Source organism: Bacillus shivajii (assembly GCF_020519665.1).
Classification (GTDB): Bacteria; Bacillota; Bacilli; order Bacillales; family Salisediminibacteriaceae; genus Bacillus_CA; species Bacillus_CA shivajii.
Window position 1 is genome coordinate 717687 of record NZ_CP084703.1, and the last position, 20177, is coordinate 737863.

Below are 20177 nucleotides of genomic sequence, written 5' to 3' on the forward strand. Positions count from 1 at the left end.
GGGAGGGCTTTTCGCTAAAAAAATTGTTGCTCGAAGCTCACGGTGATGTTACAATATAATCTATAAATCTGATTAAACAACTATGAATTATAAGGAATAGGGGGATGGGTGTTTTGAAGACGTTTTTATCAATGTTATCAATATCAACGATTATGTTGATTGCAGCTTGTGGTACAGCCGATGACACAGAGCAGCAAGAAGCATCACAAGGTGATACAGAAGAAACAGAGGAAACTGCCAATGGGGAAGATACGTTATGGCAAGATGTTCAAGAAGCTGGCAAACTTGTTGTAGGAACATCAGGTACATATGCTCCAGTTACATTTCACGATGAAAGTAATGAATTAACAGGTTTTGATGTTGAGATGATGCGTGAAATCGGAGAGCGCTTAGGCGTAGAAGTGGAATTTAGCACGATGGATTTTGATGGGATCCTTCCTGCGTTAAGAAACGGGCAGATTGATATTGCTTCAAATGATTTTGCAATCACAGAAGAACGAGAGGAAATCTTTACTTTTACAGAACCGTATAAGTTTTCTTATGGTTCGGTGATTGTTCGTTCAGATGACCTCGATCGTTTTGAATCAGCGCATGATTTAGAAGGGGTTCCTGTTGCACTTGGTTCTTTAACAAGTAACTATGCGATTTTCGCGGAAAACATTGGGGCTGACGGGACAGCTTATGACGGTGGTGTTGATGCAATCTTAAGAGATATCATTAATGAAAATCAAGATGCCTACTTAAATGATGTACTTGTCTTACACCGAACATTAGAAGGTTTTGGTGATGAACGCTTAGCTGTCGCTGATCAAGTGAAATTCCATGCAACCGAAAGTGCATTTCCAATGCTAAAAGGAAATTATTCATTGAAAGAAGTCATTGATGAAGTTCTGCAAGAAATGAAAGAAGATGGCACAGTTGCAGAATTATCACAAGAGTTCTTCGGAGCAGATGCATCTCAGCCTGTCGATCAAGGTGAGGTTGTTAGTTTAGAAGGAAACTAAGGATGGTAAGGGAGATACAAGGTTGTCCTTGTATCTCTTTTTACAATTTAGATTCACGTTTTGGATAGAAAAGCAGTTTTGGAAAGGAGGATTCATTATGGTTGAATGGTTTAGAGACATTCACTGGGAGCATCTTTATGATCCACAATTAGCGTGGGACTCCCTCCCATTTTTATTAGATGCTGCTAAAATTACACTTTTTATCGCATTAATTAGTATGTTTTTTGCACTCGTTTTAGGATTGTTTTTAGCTATGGCTCGTATGTCAAATTTTTGGTTTTTAAGATGGCCAGCGCGTATTTATATTTCTTTTATGCGTGGAACGCCGTTACTCGTGTTTTTATTTATTTTATATTATGGCTTACCAGTAATCGGCATTCAATTTAATAGTGCGATAACAGCAGGGATTGTCGGAATTAGTTTAAACTTTGCCGCTTATAATGCTGAAGTCATTCGTTCTGCATTAATGTCTGTTCCAAGAGGACAATGGGAGTCAGCCGCTGCATTACAGATGGGGTATTGGCAAACGATGCGAAGAATCATTATTCCACAAGCTACAAGAATCGCATTACCGCCAACCTTTAATATTTTTCTTGATGTTGTCAAAGGTACATCTTTAGCATCTGTCATTACTGTTCATGAACTTTTGTATGGAGCACGCCTCATTGCTGGAAGAACGTATGAAAGTATGACAATGTACATAACAGCAGCCCTTATTTATTGGGTCATCTGTATTATTATTGGTCATTTCCAAGATCGACTAGAAAAACGTTATAACCGATATTTAAATAAAACATAAAAAGGGGGCTGTTTGTCATGATTGATGTGCACAATTTAAAAAAGTCTTTTGGTGAGAATACCGTCCTCGAATCGATTGATTTTAATGTAAAAAAAGGGGAAGTTGTTTGTTTAATTGGCCCTTCGGGATCAGGAAAAACGACACTACTCCGTTGCTTAAATCTATTAGAAATACCTAACCATGGTTCGATTACTATTGGGGATAAAAACGTCAAGTTTAGTGAAAAGAAACTCGGAAAAAAAGAAAAGAATGAGTTACGTAAATACTCTGGGATGGTCTTTCAAGGGTTTCATTTATTTCCACATAAGACGGTCATCGAAAATATTATTGAAGCCCCATTAATCGTGCAAAGAAGGAAAAGAGATTCTTTAGTAACAGAAGGTGAAAAGCTTTTAAAAAAAGTCGGGATGTTCGAACATAAAGATAAGTATCCCGATTCATTGTCCGGTGGACAGCAGCAACGTGCTGCCATTGCCCGGTCGTTAATGATGAATCCTGAGGTCCTATTATTTGATGAACCGACGTCGGCATTAGACCCTCAATTGGTTCGAGAAGTTCTTCGAGTCATTGAAGCATTGGCAAAAGAAGGGCAAACAATGGTAATTGTTACACATGAAATGAACTTTGCTAGGAGAGTTGCAGATAAAGTATTCTTTATGGATGGCGGGTATATTGTAGAAAGCGGGAATGCAAAAGATGTGTTAGAGAGTCCGAACAAGCAAAGGACGAAGGAGTTCTTACAGTTATTAAGTGAATAAGGTGTATGTATTTTTATGGAAAGGCTCTTTTCGTATAAATTGTTGCTTTTTAATAACTTAAAGAAGTGAAAGGCGGCGACTCCAGCGACGAGCATCAGCTTCACGAGTAAGCTTCGAGTTGTCTCGACGGATACAGCTTCAAAGCATTGCTTGTAGAGGAAGAGACAGGAACTTCCTTGTTTAGCTGAAGCCGTGCCCGCGGCAAAGAAGACACCGTGAATGCAAACGAAGTGAAGCATGAACGGATGTCGCACTTGTGCCTAGAGGTGAAAGCGGTCGCCTGTAACGGATTCGAAAAAATTAATTTTTTACTAAAAGCAACACTCTTTACCTGCGACGAGTAATCGCAGGAGCAATCTTTTAGAAAACAGCCTATGGAAAAGGCCGTTTTCATTCTCAAATAAGTTGGGTACAAATTGATCATAGGTAGGGTTGTTTTTATGAACGCTAAAAAGGCACTTGTTAATCAAGGTGCCTTTTTTATTTTGGCTATGTTAAATGTCTATAGGTGCAAATGAGTATAATTTTGAAAAATCATCAATAGCCTTTAACAAAGCTTTATCTTTAAGGGGTTTAATCAATTTCATAACTCAAAATAAGGTGCGAAATTCCGAATGATGAGCGTGAACTCCACTTCAGACGGACGCTTTCCCGAGGGCTTGTCTTCAGCTAACTTAGGCTCGACAATTCTTCGCCTAAGTGGATCTTCAGCTCGTTGCTCCTGCGGTTACTCGTCGCAGCTCGGAGCAGTTCGAAGAAGTATTGCTCGTCGCTGATCCTCTGGAGTCGCCGTCTTTTCTTACGTTCACTTCGAGATAAAACGTACATTTAATGAAAAAATTTATCATATCATTCGTTTCATTGTGCAAAAAACATATTATGAAATTGATTCATTTAATAAATAAAAAAACAAATATAGCATCTAAATTTTTCAATCTAAATTTTTAAAAAATACTATTGATTTTTGAATCCGTTTTCATTTATACTTTCACTAAACCGATTTACTAAACCGATTTACTAAAGTGTTTTTTAGTAGAAAGAGGCGTAAACATGAAAAGGGTTACAATGCAAGATGTTGCAACAGAAGCAAATGTTTCAAAAAGCACTGTCTCTCAGTATATTAACAAGCGCTATGACTATATGGGAGAGGAAACAAAAAATAGAATTGAGCAAGCGATAAAAGTGTTAGGGTATCAACCTAATTACGTTGCACGAAGCTTAAAGCAAAAAAAGACTTCGACAATAGGCGTGATCGTCGCGAACATCCTACACACATTTTCAACTCAAGTCATTCGAGCAATTGAAGATTATTGTCACGAGCATGATTTTCATGTCATCGTCTGTAATGCCGATGATGATCCTGAAAAAGAACGGAAATACATTGAGATGCTAAGGGCTAAACAAGTAGATGGACTCATTGTTTTTCCAACGGGAGAAAATTTAGATCTATATAATCAAATGCTTGATGAAAAATTCCCACTAGTTTTTGCTGATAGATTTATTGATCATCTCCCAGTGAAATGTATTTTACTAGATAACGAGAAAGCAAGTATGTTGGCAGTTAATCATTTAATTGAAAACGGATACAAAGATATTGGGATTGTCACAACTTCTTTGGAGCGTAAGTTAACCCCGAGAATTGAGAGGGTCTCAGGATACAAGGAAGCATTAAATAATAATGGTGTTGATGTGAACGAAACATATGTACAAAGTGTCGAAGTGCATAGGATGAAAGAAGTTATTAAAGAAATGCTTTCACTTCCAGAGCCACCGAAGGCGTTAATAGCCGGGAACGACTTAGCACTGATGGAAGTGTTGAAAGTCGTAAAGGAAGAACAGATTAGCATTCCTCAAGACTTAGCGATTATCGGGATTGATGAAGTATCATTTGCAAGCTTATTTAATCCGACGATTACAACAGTCGCACAGCCAGCATTTGAAATGGGGAAAGATGCAGCACATCTATTGCTCGAGCTTATTAAGCACCCTGCACAAGTGCCAGAGAGAAACATTTATAGGTATGAACCTATATTGCATATTAGAAATTCAAGCTAAAAGAATACCAAGAAAGGAGGGCCTAAAGTTGAACAAAGATATCGTAACAATCGGAGATGCAATGATTACATTTAATCCAAATACAAAAGGCCCTATGAGATACAGTCATACATTCGAGCGTAAAGTAGGTGGAGCAGAGCTCAACTTTGCGATCGGGTGTGCACGGTTAGGTCTAAATACAGGTTGGATTAGTAAACTTGGAAAAGACGAATTTGGGAGATATATTCTCAATTTTGTGAGAGGGGAAGGGATCGATACTTCAGAAGTGGAGTTAGTTGACGGTTACCCAACTTCGTTAAACTTTAAAGAAATATTAGAGGATGGTTCGGGGAGCACTTTCTATTACAGAAGTAATTCACCGACTTCGGTTTTAACGAAAGAAAGTATTATTGAAGATTACATTAAACAGTCGAAAGTTCTTCACATAACAGGGGTTTTTGCGGCAATCGATAAGAAAAATCCTGGCATCATTAAGCATGCGATTGAAATCGCAAAGAAACATGGAGTAAAGGTTTCTTTTGATCCAAACTTAAGACTTAAGCTCTGGACATTAGAAGAAGCAAAGAAAACACTATTAGATTTCTTGCCTCATGTCGATATCGTCCTATCGGGTGAAGAAGAAGCTGAACTTTTGTTCGGTGAAAGAACAATTGAAGAATACATCGAAATTTTCAAAGATTATGGTGTAGAAGATATTGTATTAAAGCGTGGAGAAGAAGGTTCTGTCGGATACCGAAATGGTGAGATGGTTTATGCAGATCCAGTAAAACCGAAGAGTGTTGTTGATACGGTTGGTGCAGGTGATGGATTTAATGCCGGCTATGTTTACTCTTACTTAAATGGCAAGTCACTTGAAGAATCTCTACACTTTGCTAATGTCATTGGCTCAATGGTCGTGACCGTTTCTGGAGATAATGAAGGTCTACCTTATGTGGAAGATGTACTAGCAAAAGTGAACAATGAACAAAAGATTGAGAGGTAAGCGTATGATGAAACTTCAACTTGCCTTAGACCGTCTGACGAAATCAGAATGCTTTCAAATTTTAAAAAGCACGGAGGATTATATAGACTGGATTGAAGTTGGAACTGGTGTCATTAAAGAATACGGTGTTTCAATAATTAAAGAAATAAAAGAAAAATACCCAAAGCATACAATTGTTGCAGATATGAAAACATGTGATGCTGGAAAACACGAGGCAGAGCAAGCTTTTAATGCCGGGGCTGATATAACGACAGTTATGGCATTCGCAGCAGATGGCACGATTAAAGATATGCTTGAGGTAGCTGATCGTTATAACAAAAGAGTGATGGTTGACTTACTTGGGATAGAAAGTGAAGAAAGGGTCAAAGAAATTGAAGACCTCGGAGCTGATTTAGTCAGCCTTCACATCGGTAAGGATATGCAAAAGGATGGTCAAAAGGTTACGACTCAACAATTTGATTTGGTAGCAACATCTCCAAATCTCGAAATAGCTGTTGCTGGCGGAATTAATGAAGATTCCATCTCAAGCTATATCAGTTATCATCCGAATGTCATTATTGTTGGAAGCGCGATCACTCAAGCGTCTAACAAAGAAGAGGCAGCTAAAAGCTTGAAAGGAGTGATTCCTTCTTGAAATCAACCATTCAACAAGTAGCGAATGAAGTGTCAGAAGTACTTTCAAATCTTGAAGAAACAGAAGCGCTTCGAGTAAGTGAGGAGCTACTAAAAGCAAAACGTATTTTTGTTCTCGGTGAAGGACGCTCCGGGTTGATGGGAAAAGCCTTTGCGATGCGCTTAATGCATGCAGATTTCAATGTATATGTTGTCGGTGAAACAATTACACCAAGCATACAAAGCGGAGACTTGCTAGTAGCGATCTCGGGCTCTGGAACAACAGGACAAATCGTCGAATTTGCTAATAAGGCAAAAGAGGTTGGAGCGAAAGTGCTCGCTGTAACAACTAACAGAAAATCGCCTTTAGCCGAATTAAGTGAAGTGACATTAAGAGTCCCTGCTGCAACAAAGCATCGTCCCCCTGATGAACCAGATACGATTCAGCCATTAGGGAATCAATTTGATCAAAGCCTTCACTTATTGTTAGATGCAATCATTATTTTTACAATAAACAAATCAAAAGGAAACGACTTTCATCAAGAAATGAAAAATCGTCACTCCAACCTAGAATAGGAGGAAGATACAATATGTCAGATGTGAAATTATCTCCAAGCGAGTTGAAGGAATTAGTCGTAAATAAATTAACAGAAGCCTCTTTAGATCAAGGAAATGCAGAAGTAGTTGCCGATGTTCTTGTTCATGCGGATTTACGTGGTGTAAGTTCACACGGGGTGCTAAGGACAGAGCATTACGTAAAAAGGCTAAATGAAGGCGGTTTAAATCCAAGCCCTGAATTTAAAATTGAAGAAACTGGCCCTTGTTCAGCGATCTTCGACGGTGATGACGGGATGGGACATGTTGTCGCGAAAGAAGCGATGGACCAAGCGATTAAAATGGCTAAGACAAATGGTATCGGCATGGTAGGAATTACGAACAGTAGCCACTGTGGAGCATTATCATACTTTGTACAGCAAGCAGCTGAGGAAAATTTAGTAGGAATGGCGTTAACGCATACAGATAATATCGTTGTTCCATTTGGTGGATCGAAACCTTACTTTGGGACAAACCCAATTGCTTATGGATTCCCAGCAGGGAAGAATAAACCAGTCATTTTAGATATGGCAACAAGTAACGTTGCATTCGGTAAAGTCCTTCATGCTCGCGAAGCAGGTAACGACATTCCGAGTGACTGGGGAGTAGACGAATCAGGTCAGCCGACAACAAATCCACATGATGTAAGAGCATTACTTCCGTTTGCAGGACCTAAAGGTTATGGAATGGGAATGGTTGTTGATATTATGTCAGGAATTCTTACTGGATCTGCTTTCGGGCCAAGCATTTCGAAAATGTATGGTGACTACGACCAAAAGCGTAAGTTAGGTCACTTTATCATTACGATCAATCCGTCCATGTTTACAAATATCGAAGATTTCTTAGACTCAATGGATCAAATGATTGATGAAATTCACGAAGTTGAACCAGCAGAAGGCTTTGATAAAGTGTTAGTTCCAGGTGAACCAGAACAGCTTAAGGAAGAAAAAGCGTTAAATGAAGGTGTGTCAATTACTAAATCGGTTTATGAATATTTAGCCAATTAGTCCAGGGAATGAAAGCGGTTAAAAAATAAAGCTCTGTTAAAGTTTAGTCTTTTTTAAGAATGAATTGTTGATGTCGTTATAGTAGTCGAGCGATAGGCGGCGACTCCAGCAGGAAGAGCGCGAGCCGAAAATCACTCAAAACGATTAAAATGAGTTTTGGGAAGTTGAGGCCGTGCCTGCGGAAAGCGTCCGCCGATAGCGAAGATAAAAATAGGCTTTAACAAAGCCAAAAGTATAAAACCTTAACATCCAAGGAGGAACAAACAATGAAAAAATTCAAATGGTTAACAGCAGTTACAGCTCTATCCTTAACTTTAGCAGCATGCGGAGGAGACGACGCAGATACTAATGGAACAGACGGCGATGCAGATTCAGGAGAATCAATTTCTTGGCAAATGGGACATTTAGCAGCTGAAGATCACATTTGGCACCAAACAGCAGAAAAATTTGCTGAGTTAGTCAATGAAAAGACAGAAGGTCAAATTGAAATTGATATTTATCCAAACAACCAACTTGGTGGAGAAACGGATGTATTAAATGACATTCGTGCAGGCAATGTAGAATTATTAATTAGTGGTGAGACAATGCAAAACTGGGCACCGAAAGCGGCATTACTAGGTGTACCATATGCATTTAGAGACTCAGAGCACATGACAAATGTCATTGAAGGTGAGATCGGTCGTGAAATTGAAGAAGAGATCGTTGAAAAGGTTGGTGTGACACCGTTATTTTACATGGAGCGTGCGCCAAGAAACTTAACATCAAATGAACCGATTAATACTCCTGATGACTTAAGCGGATTTAGAATGCGTGTACCAAACGTACCAATTTTCATGGACGCTTGGAATGAAGCTGGTGCCAACCCGCAAGTAATGGACTTTAACGAAGTATTTACTGGCTTACAGCAAGGAGTTATTCATGGCCAAGAAAACCCTGTTGACTTAATTCACAGTGGTGGACTGTACGAAGTTCAAGACTATGTAAACTTAACAGAGCATGTCTATTCTTGGATCTATATGGTTATCGGAAATGAAGCGTTGGAAGGTCTATCTGATGAACTGAGAGAAGCTGTATTAGAAGCTTCAGAAGAAGCACAAGCTTATGGTGCTGATCTGTTTGTTGAAGAAATCGAAAATTACCATAACTTACTTGAAGAATTAGGTATGACATTTAATGATGATGTTGATCAAGATGCATTCCGTGAAGCGATGGAGCCTGCAATTCAAGATTCATTAACTGAAGAACAGTTTGAGCTATTCGAAAGAATTCTAGAAGTAGAATAAATTAGTAATTGAGGCGTATCAACATGAGCGTTGATATGCCTCCTTTAAAAAGGAAGGCGATGATGAATATGAAGCCGCTAAAACTTTTAGATCGAACGTTAGAGACTTTAACAGCCCTTTGTTTTATCGGTATTATTGTCGTTGTAACGATTCAAATCTTAACAAGGTTTTTACCGTTTTCAGCTGTATGGACAGAGGAGTTAACAAGATTTTTATTCATATATGCCGTAGCATTTGGGGCACCAGTTGCCATGAAGCGCCATGAATTTATTAGCATCGATTTCATTTATAACATCATGTCTGAGAGGGTCAGCAAATACTATCAGGCATTTACATCTTTAGTCGTAGTGGCAGCTAGCTTCTTTATTGCCTATCATGGTTATACATTTATGCAAGTTGGACAAGGTCAGACATCTGCGACGATGGCGATCGACATGTCATGGATTCATGCTAGTATTGGTCTTTCGATGTTATTTATCGGTTTTTACGCTTTTATTAACGCGTATGAATTTATTTTCTCTAAAAGGAAGAGAGGCGAACAAGAATGATGGCACTAGTACTATTTTTATCCTTCCTTTTCTTAATGTTTTTAGGAGTACCAATTGCTTTTAGTTTAGGGATTTCTTCAATTATCTACTTGTTAATCAATGATATTGGTTTAACGATCATTCCGAGTCGAATGTTCTCTGGAATCAATTCATTCGTATTGTTATGTATCCCTGGATTTATTCTTGCGGGGAACCTAATGAATGCAGGGGGTATAACAGAGCGAATTATAAAGTTCGCCAACGATTTGCTGGGACATATAAGAGGAGGATTAGGCCTTGCGAATATTGGGTCTTCTATGGGCTTTGCCGGGATTTCCGGAACAGCCTTAGCCGATACAGCGAGTATAGGTTCTGTTATGATCCCTGCCATGAAAAAAGAAGGGTATGACTCGAGCTTTGCTGCTGCTGTTACGTCTTCGTCTTCAACGATTGGACCCATTATTCCGCCATCGTTACCTTTAATTATCGTCGGAACATTGGCGAGCGTGTCAATTGGCGATTTGTTCCTAGCAGGAGCAGTTCCAGGTGTGCTATTAGGTGTAGGTCTGATGTTTATGGCATATCTCATTTCTGTGAAAAGAAATTATCCAAAACAAGAACGAAAACCAATAGCAGTTGTAGGAAAGTCATTCTTCGGTGCTTTCTGGGCGATCTTAATGACAGTGATCATTTTATTCGGTATTTTAGGAGGTTTCTTTACACCAACTGAAGCTTCTATTGTGGCAGTCATTTATGCACTACTAATTGGATTATTTGTTTATCGTGGATTGAAAATTTCACAAGTCCCTAAGATTATCCTAAATTCGATGGTAAGTACAGCTTCCATTTTAATGCTTGTTGGATTTGCAAACTTATTTGGTTGGATCATGGTGAGTGAACGAATCCCAGTATTAGTTGCAGATACGATTATGGGAATTAGTGAAAATACTATTATCGTTATTTTATTAATTCTATTATTGTTACTTTTCGTAGGAACATTCATGGAAACAATTGCAGCGTTAGTGATTCTATTCCCAGTTCTATTACCGGTTGCAACACAAGTTGGTATGGACCCAGTCCACTTCGGAATTGTCATGGTTCTTGCCTTAATTATTGGTCTTTCAACACCTCCAGTAGGGGTATGTTTATTCGTTGCTTCAAGTATCGGGAAAGTATCCATTTGGGATACAACGAAAGCATTAATGCCATTCTTATTTGTAAGTTTAACAGTGTTACTACTCGTTGCATTTATTCCACAGATCACGCTATTCCTACCAGGATTGTTTGACTAATAAGGGGGAGAACTCATGAAAGTCGTTTATGTAAAAGAAGCAGGATCAATCGAAATAATCGAAAAAGAAATGCCGATTATCAAAAACGAAAATGACGTTCTCATAAAAGTAAAAATGGTAGGGATTTGTGGTTCGGATATGCACATTTATCATGGCACAAACCCGTTAGCAACCTATCCTCGAATTATTGGACATGAAGTAACAGGGGAAGTTATCGAAATAGGGACGAATGTAACAACATTACATCCTAAAGATAAAGTTGTTTTAGAGCCGATCGATACGTGCGGAAACTGTTATGCATGCAGATCTGGTAGAGCAAATGTTTGTAAAAAGTTAGAAGTGTACGGTGTACACAGAGATGGCGGTATGCAAGAATATATTGTTGTTCCTGAGGGGAACCTTCATAAGGTAAATGAAGATATACCGTTTGAAGCATCTGTTCTTGTAGAGCCCTTTACTATTGGCGCACAAGCGAATTGGCGAGGACAAGTGCAAAAAGGTGACACGGTTTTCATTCAAGGTACAGGACCTATTGGAATTTGCTGCTTGAAAATCGCAAAACTTCATGGTGCAACTTGTTTTATCTCTGATTTAAGTGAAGAACGATTACAATTTGCAAAGCAATGCGGAGCTGATGCAGTCATCAATGCTCGTGAAAAAAATGTAGCAGAAGAAGTGATGAGATTAACTTCTGGTGAAGGGGCGAATGTTGTCATTGATGCTGTTTGTCTGCCGCAAACTTTTGAATTAAGTGTTGATGTTGCATCAATCGCAGGACGAGTTGTCGTTTTAGGCTTTGACCAGCAGCCTTCACAAATTTCACAGCTTCCGATCACGAAAAAGGAATTAACGATCGTTGGCTCTCGACTGCAAACGAATCAGTTTGCAGAGGTGGTTAAACTGCTAAATGAAGGTGAATTAAAGGTTGATGACATGATTACGCATACGTTTTCAGTCGACCAAATAAAAGAAGCGATGCAGTTTATTGAAGAACACCCTAATGAAGTCCGTAAAGCTGCAATTGTTTTTGAATAATCAAAGTGCCTAACACAACATACGTGTTAGGCCAAATTACATTGTAAACCTAAAAGGAGGAATTATTGATGTTTCAAAGCTTTCAAACATTACAAAAACTTACTGAGGAAAAATTAACAGCCGTTGTGCGAGGTGATACATATGACGAGGCAAAAACGATTGCTGAACATTGTATTGAAGGCGGAGTGAAATCGATCGAAGTGACATTTACAACACCAAATGCTGCTCAATTAATGAGTGAATTAAAAGAAAAATATAAAGAAGAAGTTGTCATCGGGGCTGGAAGTGTCTTAGATGCAGAAACAGCTCGTATAGCGATTTTAAATGGTGCTGAGTACGTTGTATCCCCTTGTTTTGATAAGGGTGCCGCTAAAATGTGTAATCGATATCAAATCCCATACATTCCAGGTTGCATGACGATTAAAGAAATCAAAGAAGCGACAGAGTACGGTGTGGCTTTAATTAAACTATTCCCAGGTAACAACTTCTCACCATCTATTATTAAGGCGATTAAAGGACCATTACCAACCGTTGAAGTGATGCCAACAGGTGGCGTAAATCTCGAGAACGTCCATGAATGGTTAGAGAACGGTGCAGCCGCAGTAGGAGTAGGCAGTGACTGGAACAAAGCGTTGAAGGCAGAGGGTGCTGAAGGTATTGTATCAGCTGCAAAAAAATATATCGAAAAACTGTCTCAATAAGTAAGCTTGAAATTGCGAAAGTCATAAGTGAATCTGAGAAGTGGTGAACAAATCGCAGAAGTGGTGAACAAACCGCAAAAGTGGTGAACAAACCACGTATAAGACAGGGGAGATTCAAAATGAGAATGGTATTTCGCTGGTTTGGTGACAACAATGACCATGTCTCGCTTGATCAAATTAAGCAAATTCCTGGTGCGGAAGGAATCGTTTGGGCTTTGCATGATATGCCTGCTGGGGAAGAGTGGCCAATGGATAAAATCAATCAAGTCAAAGAACAGGCTGAGGCTTATGGGTTAAATATCGATGTCGTTGAAAGTGTCAATGTTCATGAAGATATTAAACTAGGTCTTCCTACAAGAGATCGTTATATTGAAAATTATAAAAGAACGATTGAAAAGCTTTCAAAAGTAGGGGTTAAAGTTATTTGTTATAATTTCATGCCTGTATTTGATTGGTTGAGAACAGATCTGGCAAAAAAGCTAGAGGATGGTTCAACTGCACTTTTTTATGAAGGATCAAAAATTCATGACATTGACCCTTTAGATTTAGTGAAAACAATTGCTGAAGACTCTACAAGAACAATGCCAGGTTGGGAACCAGAAAGGCTTGCTGATCTGACGGAACTATTTGAAGCGTACAAGAATGTTACAACAGAAGATTTATGGAGCAACTTATCATACTTTTTAGAAGAAATTATACCGGTTGCAGAACAACATGATATAAAAATGGCGATTCATCCAGATGATCCACCATGGCCAATTTTCGGTTTACCTAGAATTATGATTAATAAAGAAAACATAGAGAGGTTTTTAAAGCTAGTTGATAACCCATATAACGGCCTCACATTATGTAGTGGCTCGCTTGGTTCGAACCGTGAAAATGATGTTGCAGATATGGTCCGTTCTTTTTCAGATCGTATTCATTTTGCTCATATTCGAAATGTACGAATCTATGATAATGGTGACTTTATAGAAACCTCTCATCGTACGCAGGATGGATCCGTAGATATTTATGACATTGTCAAAGCGTATCATGAATCTGAATTTACAGGATATGCAAGGCCTGACCATGGGCGTCATATTTGGGGAGAAGAGTGCAGACCTGGATATGGATTGTACGATCGTGCTCTTGGCATTATGTATTTATGGGGGATTTGGGATACGCTAGAGCGACAAAAGAAAGAAAAATAAGAGTGGAGGTGTGACCGTTGTTACCGATCAATGAGAACTTAAAAGGGAAAGTCGCAGTTATCACAGGTGGTAGTGGTGTTTTATGTGGTACGATGGCAAGAGAGTTAGGGAGACAAGGTGTTAAAGTTGCGATTTTAAATCGTACAGAGGAAAAAGGGAAAGTGGTTGAAAAGGACATTATTGACGCTGGTGGAGAAGCTCTTGCAATTGCTTGTGATGTTTTAGATAAAAAAAGTTTAATAGACGCTGAGAAGAAAGTAACAGAACAGTTCGGTGTATGTGATATTTTAATTAATGGAGCTGGGGGAAACCATCCAGAGGGAACGACTACGAAAGAAACGTTCCAAATGGAAGACCTAGATGACGATGAAATTAACACGTTCTTTGATATGAGCGATGAAGGCTTTCAGCACGTCTTTCATTTAAATATTTTAGGAACAGTAAATCCGACACAAGTTTTCCTGAAAAAGATGGTAAAGAAACAAGGTACAGTAATCATTAATGTGTCTTCAATGAGCGCACCTTCACCAATGACAAAGGTTCCCGCATACAGCTCTGCCAAGGCTGCCATTGATAACTTTACGCAATGGTTAGCTGTACATATGGCTGAATCAGGTGTAAGAGTGAATGCGATCGCACCTGGATTCTTTTTAACAGAACAAAACCGTAACTTGCTATTAAATGAAGATGGGTCACTTACAGACCGATCAAATAAAATCATTTCGCACACACCAATGAGACGGTTTGGGAAGCCAGAAGATTTATTAGGAACTTTACTATGGCTTGTTGACGAAAATATGTCAGGATTTGTGACAGGAATTACAGTTCCAGTTGACGGAGGCTTCATGTCTTATTCGGGTGTATAGTATAAAGAGCGACCAATTCGATAAACGTTGGTCGCTCTTTTCGTTTTAGGTTTCAACCTTGCTACCATCTTCATTATTCCAGCGAATCATACCTATAACTAAAATAATAAAAGACAATAACAATATGAATTTAGAGATAAAATGTACGAGAGTAGGCAATTCATAATAGAATAAAAAGTTTTTACTTAAGTGCATGAAAATTTCATGGATAAATATAAGTAAGAAAAAGAAAATCCCTTCTTTAAATGATTTTTTCCAACTAATATATGTACCTACCATCAGAAGTACGATAAGTATAAATGAGAAAACATTTGATAATTGTGGTAATAATGTACTGAATAAAAACTCCATATCTAACCCCTTTTTAATAACGTAGTAACACTCCTATTGTTCTTCATGCTGCAAAACGTTAAATACATGCCTTTTAACAAACTTATGTTAACATAAATATCCAAATAATGCTTCTACTGTGAAAAAACAGTAGAATATTAGACAATAATTATGGATATTTCATTCAGAATACCCTTGTTACTTCATCCTATATTTTATTAAAATGCATTCATTTCAACAAAAAGGCAGACTCACCGAATCGTGGTATAGTCTGCCTCACAACATGTTCATTCGATTTTTTTGTCCATTTCAATATGATTATAATTCATCATTTTCCATCATCGTTAAAAGTGGACTGTTTGATTTTAAGATATCATCATTCGCTCTCTTACTAATTGCTGTTGCAGCTTGTTGAGCATCTTTGACAATCGCTTTTTCATCAACATTTAGTAACGTACGGTCTTTCATAATGAATTTTCCATCGACCATAACAGATTCAACTTCGTTACCTTTAGCGGAATAGACGAGGTTAGGAACGATGTTACGAATCGGTGAGGTAATCACTGGCGACATCGTTGGTTCTTCCAAGTCGATAAAAATCATATCTGCTTTTTTCCCAGCCTTTAACGACCCAACTTCATGATCGAGTCCGACAGCTTTGGCGCCTTCGATTGTTGCAAGTCTAACTGCAAGTGTTGCAGGGAAAGTTGCAGGGTTTTGACGCTTTGCTTTATTTAAAATAGAAACAAACTTCATTTCGTTAAACATATTATTGCAGTTGTTTCCTGGAGCTTGGTCTGACCCAAGGGCAGCAGTTCCGCCAGCTTCAAGAAATTCTGCAATGGGTGGAACGATGCCGTCAATGATTCCGATACTTCCTGAACAGTTGATCATTGCTGCTCCACGGTTGGCCACTATTTCTGTTTCTTCCTTCGTTGCTTCAGTTAAGTGAACAGCTAAAAGGCGGTTGTTTAAGTAGCCGATTTCATCTAAAAATGGAATTGTTCTCTTCCCGTAGCGTTTTTCCAATTGATCAATTTCACGATCCCCTTGAGCAACATGCATATGAAGTTTTGTGTCATATTTCTCTGCTAAGTTTTGCATTTCTTTCATAAGCTCCAGGCTCATCATATCTGGACCGTGGGGACCAAACATACATGTAATACGTCCGTTTTCTGTTTCATGATAGTCTTCGAAAAGTCGAAGGTTATTTTGCAGTTTTTTCTCACCGATCGACGAGTAGAAAGGGTATAATTCGCCGACAGGGATATCACCGATATCATCTGGGATTTCATTAACGAGCTCTGTTACGCGAGCGCGTGCTCCAGTTTTGATATAGTTATGAACGATATCGTTCATATTCGCATCGTAATCTCCAAAGGTTGTTGTTCCAGCCTTAATTCCTTCAACAATGTTTAGCATGGAACCTTTAACATTATCCTCTTTCGTTACATGCTTCATAAATGGCCAAAGCCCTTCTTGCATCCAGTTTTGCATATCTTGGGCAACTCCGCGAACGATTGCAAGCCCTGTATGCATATGGGCATCAATAAAGCCTGGCATGACGAGCTTATTTTTTGCATCAACCATTTCTTCGCATGAATATTGGCTTACAATTTCGTCTGTTTTTCCAACCGCCTCAATTAAGTTTCCTTTTACAGCGACGGCACCATCTTCAATCATTCCGACGCCTTTTCCTTCCATTGTCATCACAAATGCGTTTTTAATAATCATGTCTACTTTCACTTTGATCAACTCCTATGATTCTATTAAAGTTTATAATTTATACACTTAAATTATTGTCGACCTTCGAATCATCAACTCTGCGTTTGACATACTTGTTTAATAGATAAAGGGCGATAACAATCGCGACCGTTGTAGTAATTATTCCGATCCATGGAACGCCTGTGAAGCCTCCTACAAGAAACCCAAGAAATGCAGCTCCTCCAACAGTAAGAGCATAAGGAAGCTGTGTATTCACGTGTTCAATATGGTCACAAGCTGCCCCTGTTGAAGCGAGGATCGTAGTATCTGAAATTGGTGAACAGTGATCTCCAAATAATCCACCACTAATGACGGCACCGATGACTAATGGAAGCGGAACTCCAAGTGCATCTGCCATCGGAATGGCAATTGGCATCATAATGGCAAAAACACCCCATGAACTTCCTGTCGAGAAGGCAATGATCGCACCGAGTGCAAAAATGATTGCAGGGATAATTCCAGCATGCAAATAACTGTCAGCGATTTGCGATAAATATGCACCTAGTCCCATCTCATTTGCTACTCCACCAATTGACCAAGCTAGGACAAGAATCATTGGTACAATGATAAGGTTTTTAATTCCTTTTGTCCATTCATCGACTGAATCTTTGAAATTATGCAAACCAGTTGTGATAGAAACAAAAATGGCACCGATAGAACCAACGACAAAGCCGGTAGAGATGGCAAGGACAATATTTCCTTCTATAAATGAGTCTCTAAACCCATTTGCGATGATATCACCTGACCAAAAAATTACGCCGAAAATCGTTACAAAGAGTAGCCCCATTGGAACTAAAAAGTTCTTCATCGTTAGATTATAGTTTTCAGGAAGTTCATCATCTTGGTCGACCATTAACGGTTTATCATCTTTTCCGACAAGTTCACCTGTTTCTACAGCGCGCTTTTCAGCATAATACATCGGGCCGATATCTAAGCCGGTGCGGACGACAAATAAAACTGTAATCATTGCAAAAATTCCATATAAGTTATAAGGAATCATTGCTAAGAATAATCCCCAAGGATTATCCGATAATCCAATGGCTACTAGCTGGGTACCAATTAACCCTGTAATAAATGGACCATAGCTGCTTATTGGAGACATCGCTGCTAAGGAAGCTCCCATAGAGTCGAGAATGTATGCAAGTTTTACACGAGATACTTTCAATCTGTCTGTGATTGGGCGCATAATTGTACCTAAAATAAGAACTGGTTCCGTATAAGAGAATGCAAAAGCACTTGCCCAAGTTGTTGTTTGAGCTCGTTTTCTCGTATTGATTCTCTTAGTCGCAGCTTGAGCAAATGCTTGTGCTGCACCTGAAACTTTTAAAATATGCACAAAACCTCCGGCTAAAGTAACAAGAATGAGAAGCCCTGCATTCCAAGAATCAGCAATGGAAGGAATAATAAAATCTGAAATTGTACTGACAAAGCCGACAAGAGGATTCCAGTTATAAATAATTGTTGCTCCGATCCATACACCTGCAAATAATGAGACGAGTGTCTGTTTTGTTTTTAAGGCAATAATAATAGCTAACAAAGGTGGGATAAGTGCTAAAAACCCATATTCCATTTCCACTTCACTCCTTTAATTAATGAAAGTTTATGGTGCGGCAAGACTGACAGAGCAATGTTTTCATCTATGTCCTTTATGAATCACCACCTTTAAAAAATGTCTCATCAATACTTTGTTCTTCAATGGCACGTATTAGCGTGTCCATATGAATATTCATTTGTTTTACGGCAAGCTCGGGATCTTTATTTTTAATCGCATCTGCGATTAGTTGATGGTGATTCCCGTACTCTTCGCCTCGTTCTCTAGTAACTAAATCAGAAATTTTTGCCTCCAGTTTTATCTCCTCGTATATGAGAATATTTAATGAAGCAATTAAAAAACGATTTTTTGAAGCTTCAGCTACTTTCTCATGAAAGTCACAGGCGATAGGATTTGGATCTTTTTTATTGGAGACATCATGTTCGTGTTGATGGATAGACTGATATAGTGCATCGAGATGGTGAGGCTCTGCTCTTATTGCTGCTAGTCTTGCTGTTTCACATTCAATCGTTTTTCTAGCTAAAACTAAGTCGTGAAGCTCGGCTAAATCTTGTGGTTTTGAAGCCTTCATTAAATGATTGTGTAGCATCATTCGTTCCACTTCTTCAGTTAAATTTGTAACGTGATGTTCTCCTTTTTCTGTTAGAATTCTTCCTTGATTATCAATAAGTTTGCTATGTTTTTTTGCATCTAGAGCCTTCAATATTCTTCCGACGGTGGCAATACTCACGTCTAAACCGTTTTCTTCAAGCATTGCCTTTAAAACCCAAGATCCGAGCGGAGTTTCAGATTCAGCCATCTTTTTAAGTAAAAGGTATTCAGTTAGCTCCCCCTTAGTTGAGAAGAAGTGATATTCATCTATTTGTTGAACACTAACACTTTTATTCATTCGTTTTTTCATATTAGCCATCTCCTATTTTAGCCACCTCCTCATCAATGAGGAGCTATATGTAATTATTATTCGATAGTGAGACATAAATTCCTTTAATTAATTGAAAATTATTAAAAATCAATTATTTTACTAGAATGAATTTCATAATTACGTTTTTTGCGCAGTGAAACGAATGATATTATAAATACTTCATTAAATGTACGTAATATTTGGAAGTGAACGTAACAAAAGACGGCGACTCCCGGAGGATCAGCGCAGTCTGAAGATCCACTTAGGCGAAGAGTTGTTAAGCCTAAGTTAGCTGAAGACAAGCCCTCGGGAAAGCGTCCGTCTGAAGTGAAGTTCTCACTCACCATTCGGAATTTCGCATCATATTTTGAGTTATGAAATTGATTCATTAGTGAAAATGAATTGAGGAATAAGAATAGATACAATAAAATGAAAGTGAGGTATAAGATATAGGAGGTTGGAATGTGATGAATAAAGCAGAAGAACTAGCACAAAAACAATTAGATGCATATAACAACGGGGATATTGATGCGTTTATTGATGTTTACGCTGAAGATGTACAAGTGTTTGATTTTCCATCGAATGAGTTGAAGTTTTCAGGGCTTGCAGAAATGAGAGAACGATATGGAAAGCTTTTTAAAGAGAATCCGAACCAGCATGCTGCGTTACTTTCGCGCATGTCTAAAGGGAAAATCGTGTTTGACCATGAACACGTAACAGGTCGAGCAAATGGACAAGAAGTATATGCGATCGCGATGTATGAAGTCGAAGGCGATAAAATTAAAAACGTTTGGTTTGTGAGATAAAGAATTGCCTTAAGGGGACACATGTTCCCTGCCGTGGTAAAAGTTTCACTTTATGTTCCACTATCAAACTTATAAAATTTTTGCGAAGAAGTAATCTCGACGTAGTAAAAATTTTAATG

At 38.5% G+C, this 20177-nt stretch carries 20 protein-coding genes; 16 read left to right on the top strand and 4 right to left on the bottom strand.

Features of this window, described 5'->3' with window-relative positions; genetic code table 11:
• The first annotated feature begins 104 nt into the window (after positions 1-104).
• From LGQ02_RS03460 to LGQ02_RS03530, 15 genes are all read left to right on the top strand, one after another.
• The gene (locus LGQ02_RS03460) at positions 105-1004 is read left to right on the top strand and encodes a transporter substrate-binding domain-containing protein (protein WP_226516843.1); all 900 of its coding nucleotides are present in this window, start codon (positions 105-107) and stop codon (positions 1002-1004) included.
• Between the two features lie 97 nt (positions 1005-1101).
• Positions 1102-1803 (top strand): amino acid ABC transporter permease, encoded by a 702-nt coding sequence (locus LGQ02_RS03465; RefSeq protein WP_226516844.1) that lies wholly within the window; start codon positions 1102-1104, stop codon positions 1801-1803.
• A gap of 17 nt (positions 1804-1820) precedes the next feature.
• Positions 1821-2561: an amino acid ABC transporter ATP-binding protein gene (locus LGQ02_RS03470; RefSeq protein ID WP_226516845.1), complete on the top strand. Its 741-nt coding sequence runs from the start codon at positions 1821-1823 to the stop codon at positions 2559-2561.
• Between the two features lie 1050 nt (positions 2562-3611).
• Positions 3612-4616, top strand: a complete 1005-nt coding sequence (locus LGQ02_RS03475; RefSeq protein WP_226516846.1) for a LacI family DNA-binding transcriptional regulator — start codon at positions 3612-3614, stop codon at positions 4614-4616.
• A 61-nt stretch (positions 4617-4677) separates the two neighbouring features.
• Entirely contained in the window at positions 4678-5598 is a 921-nt protein-coding gene (locus tag LGQ02_RS03480; RefSeq protein ID WP_264184019.1) for a sugar kinase, read from the top strand.
• Positions 5599-5602: 4 nt separating this feature from the next.
• Entirely contained in the window at positions 5603-6232 is a 630-nt protein-coding gene (gene hxlA, locus LGQ02_RS03485; RefSeq protein WP_319003510.1) for a 3-hexulose-6-phosphate synthase, read from the top strand.
• Positions 6229-6786: a 6-phospho-3-hexuloisomerase gene (gene hxlB, locus LGQ02_RS03490; RefSeq protein WP_226516848.1), complete on the top strand. Its 558-nt coding sequence runs from the start codon at positions 6229-6231 to the stop codon at positions 6784-6786. Before hxlA ends, hxlB begins: the two co-directional genes overlap by 4 nt.
• 14 nt (positions 6787-6800) lie before the next feature.
• Complete coding sequence (gene allD / locus LGQ02_RS03495; protein ID WP_226516849.1) at positions 6801-7811, top strand: ureidoglycolate dehydrogenase; 1011 nt, start codon at positions 6801-6803, stop codon at positions 7809-7811.
• A gap of 266 nt (positions 7812-8077) precedes the next feature.
• Positions 8078-9094: a TRAP transporter substrate-binding protein gene (locus LGQ02_RS03500; protein WP_226516850.1), complete on the top strand. Its 1017-nt coding sequence runs from the start codon at positions 8078-8080 to the stop codon at positions 9092-9094.
• A gap of 23 nt (positions 9095-9117) precedes the next feature.
• Complete coding sequence (locus tag LGQ02_RS03505) at positions 9118-9642, top strand: TRAP transporter small permease (RefSeq protein WP_226516851.1); 525 nt, start codon at positions 9118-9120, stop codon at positions 9640-9642.
• Positions 9639-10913 (top strand): TRAP transporter large permease, encoded by a 1275-nt coding sequence (locus tag LGQ02_RS03510; RefSeq protein ID WP_226516852.1) that lies wholly within the window; start codon positions 9639-9641, stop codon positions 10911-10913. Before LGQ02_RS03505 ends, LGQ02_RS03510 begins: the two co-directional genes overlap by 4 nt.
• Positions 10914-10928: 15 nt before the next feature.
• Positions 10929-11948, top strand: a complete 1020-nt coding sequence (locus LGQ02_RS03515; RefSeq protein ID WP_226516853.1) for a zinc-binding alcohol dehydrogenase family protein — start codon at positions 10929-10931, stop codon at positions 11946-11948.
• 68 nt (positions 11949-12016) lie between these two features.
• Complete coding sequence (locus LGQ02_RS03520) at positions 12017-12649, top strand: bifunctional 2-keto-4-hydroxyglutarate aldolase/2-keto-3-deoxy-6-phosphogluconate aldolase (RefSeq protein WP_226516854.1); 633 nt, start codon at positions 12017-12019, stop codon at positions 12647-12649.
• Positions 12650-12768: 119 nt separating this feature from the next.
• Positions 12769-13839 carry a mannonate dehydratase gene (gene uxuA / locus LGQ02_RS03525; protein ID WP_226516855.1) on the top strand — a complete coding sequence of 357 codons (1071 nt, stop codon included), beginning with the start codon at positions 12769-12771 and terminating at the stop codon, positions 13837-13839.
• A 17-nt stretch (positions 13840-13856) separates the two neighbouring features.
• On the top strand, positions 13857-14705 hold the full coding sequence (locus LGQ02_RS03530) for an SDR family oxidoreductase (protein ID WP_226516856.1): 849 nt from the start codon (positions 13857-13859) through the stop codon (positions 14703-14705).
• A 45-nt stretch (positions 14706-14750) separates the two neighbouring features.
• Here the strand turns inward: LGQ02_RS03530 and LGQ02_RS03535 are convergent, their stop codons facing one another.
• From LGQ02_RS03535 to LGQ02_RS03550, 4 genes are all read right to left on the bottom strand, one after another.
• Positions 14751-15056 carry a hypothetical protein gene (locus LGQ02_RS03535; RefSeq protein ID WP_226516857.1) on the bottom strand — a complete coding sequence of 102 codons (306 nt, stop codon included), beginning with the start codon at positions 15054-15056 and terminating at the stop codon, positions 14751-14753.
• A 297-nt stretch (positions 15057-15353) separates the two neighbouring features.
• Complete coding sequence (locus LGQ02_RS03540; RefSeq protein WP_226516858.1) at positions 15354-16781, bottom strand: amidohydrolase family protein; 1428 nt, start codon at positions 16779-16781, stop codon at positions 15354-15356.
• Between the two features lie 37 nt (positions 16782-16818).
• Entirely contained in the window at positions 16819-18369 is a 1551-nt protein-coding gene (locus LGQ02_RS03545; protein ID WP_226516859.1) for a Na+/H+ antiporter NhaC family protein, read from the bottom strand.
• Positions 18370-18445: 76 nt separating this feature from the next.
• Positions 18446-19252, bottom strand: coding sequence for an FCD domain-containing protein (locus LGQ02_RS03550; RefSeq protein WP_226516860.1), 807 nt, complete (start codon positions 19250-19252; stop codon positions 18446-18448).
• 467 nt (positions 19253-19719) lie between these two features.
• On the opposite strand from LGQ02_RS03550, the gene LGQ02_RS03555 reads away from it, so the two are divergent.
• A complete protein-coding gene (locus tag LGQ02_RS03555) occupies positions 19720-20058 on the top strand; it encodes a nuclear transport factor 2 family protein (protein WP_226518207.1) in 339 nt (112 codons plus the stop codon).
• The last annotated feature ends 119 nt before the right edge of the window (positions 20059-20177 follow it).